The organism is Ginsengibacter sp., assembly GCF_057362405.1.
On the sequence record NZ_JBMQQG010000140.1, the window covers coordinates 1 to 8307 of the forward strand.

Annotated in this window: 8 protein-coding genes; 7 read left to right on the top strand and 1 reads right to left on the bottom strand. The window is 38.9% G+C overall.

All coding sequences use genetic code 11. From position 1 onward, the window contains the following. From ACO1O5_RS11345 to ACO1O5_RS11365, 5 genes are all read left to right on the top strand, one after another. On the top strand, nt 1-800 hold an 800-nt coding region (locus ACO1O5_RS11345), incomplete at its 5' end, for an ABC transporter ATP-binding protein (protein ID WP_486270259.1). A gap of 11 nt (nt 801-811) precedes the next feature. Then, on the top strand, nt 812-1606 hold the full coding sequence (locus ACO1O5_RS11350) for a hypothetical protein (RefSeq protein WP_486270260.1): 795 nt from the start codon (nt 812-814) through the stop codon (nt 1604-1606). Nucleotides 1607-1615: 9 nt separating this feature from the next. Continuing rightward, on the top strand, nt 1616-1993 hold the full coding sequence (locus ACO1O5_RS11355; protein WP_486270261.1) for a GntR family transcriptional regulator: 378 nt from the start codon (nt 1616-1618) through the stop codon (nt 1991-1993). Between the two features lies 1 nt (nt 1994). Next, nucleotides 1995-2807 carry a hypothetical protein gene (locus tag ACO1O5_RS11360; protein ID WP_486270263.1) on the top strand — a complete coding sequence of 271 codons (813 nt, stop codon included), beginning with the start codon at nt 1995-1997 and terminating at the stop codon, nt 2805-2807. Between the two features lie 130 nt (nt 2808-2937). Beyond that, nucleotides 2938-3291, top strand: a complete 354-nt coding sequence (locus ACO1O5_RS11365; protein WP_486270264.1) for a hypothetical protein — start codon at nt 2938-2940, stop codon at nt 3289-3291. A 1-nt stretch (nt 3292) separates the two neighbouring features. Here ACO1O5_RS11365 and ACO1O5_RS11370 read toward each other — a convergent pair whose 3' ends face one another. After that, on the bottom strand, nt 3293-5407 hold the full coding sequence (locus ACO1O5_RS11370; RefSeq protein WP_486270266.1) for a prolyl oligopeptidase family serine peptidase: 2115 nt from the start codon (nt 5405-5407) through the stop codon (nt 3293-3295). An 88-nt stretch (nt 5408-5495) separates the two neighbouring features. Here ACO1O5_RS11370 and pfkA point away from each other — a divergent pair, with 88 nt between their 5' ends. Continuing rightward, complete coding sequence (pfkA, locus tag ACO1O5_RS11375; protein WP_486270268.1) at nt 5496-6530, top strand: 6-phosphofructokinase; 1035 nt, start codon at nt 5496-5498, stop codon at nt 6528-6530. A 78-nt stretch (nt 6531-6608) separates the two neighbouring features. Beyond that, nucleotides 6609-8117: a pyruvate kinase gene (gene pyk, locus ACO1O5_RS11380; RefSeq protein WP_486270270.1), complete on the top strand. Its 1509-nt coding sequence runs from the start codon at nt 6609-6611 to the stop codon at nt 8115-8117. Nucleotides 8118-8307: the final 190 nt, after the last annotated feature.

The window sequence follows — 8307 nt, forward strand, 5'->3', positions numbered from 1 at the left end:
AAAGAAAGCTGCTTTATAAAAATCTAAACCTGAAACTTGAAGTAGGAAGCATCTATGGATTGCTTGGGAAAAATGGAGCTGGCAAATCAACGCTGCTTAAAAATTTTATCGGCTTACTGTTTCCCACAAGCGGCAAAATAGCCGTGAACGGATTTGTTCCCCGTAAAAGATGGCCTGCCTTTTTGGAAACCATATATTTCATTCCCGAAGAAGTATATGTACCTGCATTAACTGTTGAAGGATATAAGAAATTATTTTCTCCGTTCTACCCCGCATTTAATGAAGAGCAATTTTATAATTACCTGGATCAACTGGATGTAAAAGATAAAGGAAAACTAAACGGCCTTTCGTTTGGCCAGCAAAAGAAATTCATTATTGCGTTTGCACTTGCCTGTAATACAAAAGTTTTATTATTGGATGAACCTACTAACGGACTCGATATTCCTTCTAAAATAAAATTTCGCAAATTAATTGCTTCTATATTTACTGACGATAAAATAATTTTTATCTCTACTCACCAGATACGGGATCTTGATAATTTAATTGACCGCGTAATTATCGTTGACAATGGAGACTTGCTATTAAATGCATCCGTTAGTGATATATCTGAAAAGCTTTGTTTTAAGACGGTAAGTGAATTGAGCAGGCCTGATGAGATTCTTTATATCGAAGAATCTCTAAAAGGCTTCAACATTGTTACAAAAAATACCAAAGCTGAAAATAGTAAAGTGAACCTTGAGCATCTTTTCAATGCGATTACAGAGAAACCAGTATTGTCAAAGGCAATTTTTCAAAATTAAAAAACAGCATAATGAACAATACCTTCAGTACAAAACGATTTAGCCTTCTGTTAAAAAAAATATTACTGGAGAAACCGATGCAAATGTTCGGTTTTACCGGGCTTATTTTTCTTTTCATTTTGATAGTGTATTATATTTTTAAAACTTTTGTCAACTTCAATGCCGCACAGAATGTTTCGTTCCTTTGGGGCCTGGTTGGAGGAGATTTTATATTGGCCTCATTCATGTTCAATTATTTTAGTTCTACAGCAAGCGGTTCATCCTATCTTACACTACCTGTTTCCAACTTTGAAAAATGGCTTTGTGCAGCTCTAATTGCCGGTATCCTGTACCCTTTGATCTTCATGGTATTTTACCGGATAATGGATGCAGGGTTTGTATCGGCTTACCATAATAGTCTTGATCCAAATGGGCCCTTTTACAAGATCAGGTATGAGGCTGTTTATTTATTTCGATTCAATGTAGGCCTGGCACGACAATGCTACCCTATGTTCCTGATTTTTTCAGGAATGATGCTGATTGGATCACTGTATTTCAACAAAGTGGCTTTAGTTAAAGCAGCCCTGTTTATCTGCATATTATTGTTTAGTATTTATGGATTAAACTATCTGTTTGCCAGTTTAATGTTCAAAAACATTGATGACGCTTTTCCATTTCAACATGTGGCCATTTTAGTTGGCAAAGAAGTAGGTACTGTAGAACTTCCTAAAAAAGTGCATGACCCCATTTGGTATTTTATAAATTTCGGCTTACCTGTAATATTGTGGGGAGTTGCGTTTATACGGTTGCGGGAAAAAGAATTTTAAAATAAATAAATGGAGTTTAAAGAAACACCGGCGATTTACATACAGATAGCAGAATATGTTTGCGAACAGATCTTATTAAAAAAATGGAAGCTGGGAGATAAGATCATCAGTATAAGGGACCTCGCAGTAAGCATGGAAGTTAATCCCAATACGGTGCAAAGAGCTTATGATTTTCTGCAGCAAAGGAATATTATTACGAATAAAAGAGGCATTGGATATTTTATTGAAGATGACGCAATGGAGAGAATTCTCAGTTTCAGAAGGGAACAATTTATGGAAAATGAATTACCAGTTTTTATGCGAAACATCTATCTCTTAAAAATAGATTTTAAAGAAATAAAATCTTCGTTTGACCAATTTGTAAAAGACAATTTTAAAACCAAATAATATGAAATTGAGTTCCCGGATATTACTAAGCATGCTGATTATACTTATAGCGGGCTTACTGCTATCTAACATGGTCTTGAAAAAAGAATATAATAAAATTGATAAAAGTGATTTGCACTGGAACTATACAAGCGTTCTCACGCAGCCGTTTAAATACCTCAAAATAGAGGGAGGCAACATTACCAAAATAGCGTTTGAACAAAATAAAAACTGTTCGGTACGTGTTTTAAATGATTGGCAGCGGTACCATCCCGAGCTCATACAATCGTTTGTAAAGAATGACACGCTTTTCATAAAGTTTTTACACAGCGGCAGCAGTCAAAATGAAAAAGACTGGATGAAATGGACCACCCTGGTGCGCATTTTTTCACCGGAACTTCTTTCGGTTGAAGGTTTTAATACCGACTTTGAAATGTTTAAGCTGAAACAAAAAAGCATATCAGTAAATATGTCCGGCAAATCTAAATTTGAATTGGAAAGTATGATTCCTAACCTGGACGCTTTCAATGTAATTCAGAAAGATTCTGCTTCTGTTGAATTTGAAATGTCACCTGATTATAATTCAAAAAGAAAAGAGGATTCAGTTATAAACAAGGGAGTCGCAATTCATTTTGGCGATAACACAAGTCCTCCTGTCAATGGTGCCGGTGAAATAAAGAGTGATGAAGCGATGTACATTAAATCGGTTAATGCAAATCTGCAGGGATATTCTATACTCGATGTTGGTCACGCACAGATAGATTCTTTGCAACTAAAAATAGCTGATAGTTCCGCAATCATCATCTCAGGTGGAGCGCTTAGGAAGTTTAAATGAGTACTTATTAAACGTTCATTTCCAGTGCCGGATTATTGGTATGACAAGGCTCATTAATCCTGGTGACAAAACTCATAGTATGACGGGTAAACGCCTTTTAATTTAGGCGCCTCATAAAACCTAATTGAAAATGTCCGATGAAATGAACCAGGAAGCCTTTGAAGAATCCGGCATACCGGAAGATCTTCCCTTTATCTCAATTATCATTCCCTTTGAACCTAAGATGAACTTCAAATCTGGATTTGATACTATCATTAGTGAAGTGGTGTCTAAAACCGAAAAAGAAGTGCTGAAAAGTTATCCCGAAAGGGAGGCAATCCCGGTTATTCAAAAAATGCGTCAATTACTGGATAACCTGGATCCTAACAAACACAAGAAACAGAGCATTGGAATTTTTGTTTCGCCTTTGCTGGAAAAAGTCTACTACTTCAATTACCAAACGCCGCCCGACGATATGAATTACCCCGGTTGCCAATCCAATTAATCTAGTCTTTAAATTCCATTCCTAAATTATACATCACGAAACTCCAGATATCGGCAGCCTCATCAATTTGCTTACTGGTTGGCTTTCCCGCACTGTGACCTGCTTTGGTTTCCACGCGAATCAATGTTGGATTGGTTCCATCATTATCAGCCTGCAACGTCGCAGCAAATTTGAAACTATGGGCAGGCACAACACGATCATCATGATCTGCCGTTGTTACCAAAGTTGCGGGATATTTTACTCCGGGCTTTAAATTTTGCAATGGGGAATATTTGTAAAGATTTTCAAAATCTTCTTTCTTATCGCTCCTTCCATATTCTGTCGCCCAGGCCCACCCTATCGTGAACTTGTGATAACGCAGCATATCCATAACGCCAACCTGCGGTATTGCCACTTTAAACAGATCGGGCCTTTGGGTCATCACGGCACCAATAAGCAACCCGCCATTACTTCCGCCACGCATGGCAAGTTTAGAGGGATTGGTATATTTTTTATCAATCAAAAATTGTGCAGCAGCTATAAAGTCATCAAATACGTGTTGCTTGTTTAGCAGCATTCCTGCCTTATGCCAGGCTTCACCGTATTCGCTGCCACCCCTAAGGTTTACCACTACAGAAACACCACCCTGTTCCAGGAAGAATGCGTTGGAAATTGAAAATGCCGGTGTCATTGGAATATTAAAACCTCCATATCCATACAATAAGACCGGGTTGTTTCCATTCAATTGCAACCCTTTTTTATAAGTAATAAACAGGGGAACCTTAGTGCCATCCTTACTGGCGAAAAAAGATTGAACCGTCTGGTAATTATCGGCATCGATCTTAACTTCACTTTTACGGTAAAGTTCCGTTTGACCGCTGTTAATGTCATAACGGAAAATAGCTGCAGGATAATCGAACGAGGAATAGGTATAGAAAATTTCTTTATCATCGACATTGCCGTTAAAACCGGCAGCAGAGCCAATTCCGGGTAAATGAATTTCTCTTTCCAGGTTGCCTTTATAATTAGTTTGATACACCCTGCTGGAAGCATCCTGCAGGTAGGTGAGGAACAATTTATGGCCCGCTGTTCCAACAGATTCCAATAATTCTTTTCGTTCAGGAATGATAGTTTTCCAGTTGTCCTTCTCAGGATTTTTGGGGTCAATCAACACTACTTTATAGTTGGGGGCATCTGCGTTTGTGCGTACCAGTAAGTAGTCGCCGTCATTGTCAATAAAATGCGATTCAGTATCAAAGCCTTTAATCAATAACTTGAAGCCGCTACCTGCTGCATTTTTCATATCCTTCACCCACAGCTCCGAGCCGCTGGTGCCCTCACTCGTTCCTATAATTAGGAAATGTTCATCTTCGCTTAGCCCTGCACCTACCGTTCTCAATGGGTGTTCCTTGTCTTCATAAATCAACATGTCTTCACTTTGGGGCGTTCCTATCTTGTGATAGTATACTTTGTGATTTTGATTTTGTGTCGTGAGTTTACTCTTTTCATCTGGTATAGGATAGCGGCTATAATAAAATCCATCGTCTCCCTGCCACGATGTGCCGCTGAATTTTATATAATTTATTTCGTCATTTAATAATTTTTTATCCGCAACATTCATCACGTGAGCTACCTGCCAATCGCTTCCGGCTTGCGCTTCCAGGTAAACGGCATACTTTTTACTTTTGCTGAAGGAAGGTGTTCCGATAGCTGCCGTTCCATCTTTACTCATTTTGTTAGGGTCTATAAAAACTTCCGGTGTTCCACTTAATCCCAGTTGCCTGTATAATACACTTTGATTTTGCAGACCATCATTTTTGTAGAAATAATACCAGTCGCCCTCTTTAAAAGGTGAGCTGTATTTGGCATAGTTCCACATTTCCCCGAGTCTCTTTTTTACCTTATCGTAATACGGAATGGCCGAAAGATATGCGTCCGTAACTTTATTCTCCGCTTCGACCCATTCTTTGGTTTGCTCACTATTATCATCTTCAAGCCAGCGGTAAGGGTCTTTTACCTTTGTTCCAAAATAATCATCAACGTGGTCAGTCTTTTTTGTTGCAGGATATTTAATTTGCGGGAAAGTACGGGACGATATCGACATGAGGAGGAATAGAATTACTAAATTTAATTTCATGGTTATTATTAAATGAAGCCAAATTAAGTGAAGATAAATAAATTGATAAATATTTTCATTCGTTAATACTAGTGCTAAATCTGTATTTTTGGCACTTTTTAAAACCAATCTTAACTCTAAAAAGGAAATTGTTTCAATGATGTCGGAAAGAAAAGTAACTAAAATAGGTGTACTTACATCAGGTGGTGATGCCCCGGGTATGAACGCGGCAATAAGGGCAGTTGTGCGCACCGGTATTTATAATGGTATGGAAGTATATGGAATCATAAGAGGCTATTCAGGAATGATAGATGGCGATATATATAAAATGGAAAGTAAGAGCGTGGCCAACATTATACAGCGCGGGGGAACCATATTAAAAACGGCAAGATGCAAAGAATTCTTTACATACGAAGGCCGGCAAAAAGCATATAACAATTTAAAAAAACTGGGCATTAACGGGTTGGTAATTGTTGGCGGAGACGGTTCGTTCAGGGGAGCCCAAATATTTAGTAATGAATTTGATATTCCTTGCATTGGGCTACCCGGCACCATTGACAAGGATATCGCCGGAACGGATTCTACGATCGGTTTTGATACAGCGGTAAACACTGCAGTGGAAGCAATCGACAAGGTCAGAGATACAGCAGACGCCCACGACCGGCTTTTTGTAATTGAAGTTATGGGCAGAGATTCGGGATACATTGCCTTGCATAGCGGCATTGCAACAGGCGCAGAAAATATTTTAATTCCGGAGAGAAGAACAGATTTGGAGGACATTATAAATGCCCTGGCGGAAAAACAAGGAAGAAAGAAATTAGTAAACATTATAGTCGTAGCAGAAGGAGACGAATTTGGCGGAGCTGAAATAGCGAAAGTAATTACGGAGAGGATGCCCGAGCAGGAGGTGCGGCTTTGTATCTTAGGTCATATACAACGCGGTGGTGCACCTACCTGTTTTGACCGCCTTATTGCCAGCCGTATGGGTTATTCCGCAGTTGAGTGCCTCATAGATGGAAGGTATAATGTTTTTGTTGGCATTTTAAACAATAGAATGCATTTTATTCCACTCAATGAAGCTGTAAAAAAGAAACAAAAGATTGGGGACGACTGGATGCGGATTGTAAAGATATTATCCAGCTAAAATTCCGTGTATACCTGTCAGTTAGTAACATCCACCACAAGATATTAGAAACCATTAAAGCAAAAAGAAAAAAAACCAATGTCTAAGAATGTAAAAAAATACGCTCAACCCGGAATGGATAAGAAAGCCGGGGTGGACCACATGACGAAGAGAACTAAAATTGTAGCAACTGTCGGGCCGGCATGCGACAGTTATGAAATGTTGGTTAATCTTGTTAAAGCCGGCGTAAATGTTTTCCGGCTTAATTTTTCTCATGGCACACACGAAAACAAGGCCCTGATAATAGAAAAAATCCGAAAAATTAATAAGGAACTTCCTTACAATATTGCCATACTTGCCGACTTACAAGGCCCAAAATTACGGGTAGGTGAAATAGAAAATAATGCCTTGGAAATTAATCCCGGCGATATGCTCACTTTCACCAATACGAAATGCATTGGCACAAGAGAAAAGATTTATGTTAGTTATCCCAACCTCCATAACGATGTGGTTCCCGGCAATATAATAATGATTGATGATGGCAAATTAGAAGTGAAGGTGATTAAAATTCTACCAAATAACGATGTGAAAGTTGAAGTAGTTATGGGTGGTATTCTTTCATCGAAAAAAGGACTTAATCTCCCGGATACAAAGATTTCTTTACCTGCATTAACAGAAAAAGACCTTGCAGATCTGGACTTCATCCTCACGCAGAATGTTGACTGGATCGCACTTTCTTTTGTAAGAGAAGTAAAAGATATTGTTGGTTTAAAGAATATTTTAAAGGAGCGCAAGAGCAAGGCAAAGGTCATCGCAAAAATTGAAAAGCCCGAGGCAGTCAATAATATCCGCGATATTATCCTGGAGAGTGATGGCATCATGATAGCACGCGGAGACCTTGGGGTTGAACTTCCCATTGAGAAAGTACCTTTAATACAAAAGGAAATTATTCGTAAATGCATGCATCGTGCAAAACCTGTAATCGTTGCCACCCAAATGATGGAAAGTATGATTGAAAGGGTTAAACCAAACAGGAGTGAAATTACCGACGTGGCCAATGCAGTTTTAGAAGGTGCAGATGCGCTGATGCTTAGCGGCGAAACAGCTACGGGTCAGCATCCTATGCTGGTAATTGAGACAATGAGCAAAATAATACTTGAAATTGAAAGAACTGCTTACGATTACAACAGGGACGATATCCTGGCACCACAGCCCCACTCTCCTTCCTTCCTGAGCGATGCATTATGCTATAGCGCATGTAAGCTCGCGGCAGATGTAAAAGCAGATGGTTTAATAGGAATGACGCAAAGTGGCTACACCGGGTTTATGCTAAGTAGTTACCGGCCCAAGTCTTTGTTGTTCATTTTTAGTAAAGAGAAAAGCCTGATTAACCAATTGAGTCTAAGCTGGGGTGTAAGGGCCATTTTCTATGATGAGGAGGAGAGCCTTGATGATATTTTCTTTGATCAGATTGGAATCTTGCGTGAAAGGGAATTTTTGAAGCCAGGAGATGTTGTGGTAAATACCGGAAGTACGCCTGTTAATCTTCACATACCTACTAATATTTTAAAAATTACTAAAATTGAAGCCCAAATTCCGGCAAAATAATTCATTAAGGTTGGCGTCTTCCTCCCAAGATTGAGCTCAAAATTGTCTTAATTATTTATCATAGGACACAAGCTATTACGCTTGTATTATTTTCAGGATAGGGTTCAGAAAATCAAAACCCCGCGTTTTACGGCGGGGCACTCCTGATTAAAACCACACACAACTCTTGTTTTTATTTGCTTGTTCGAAT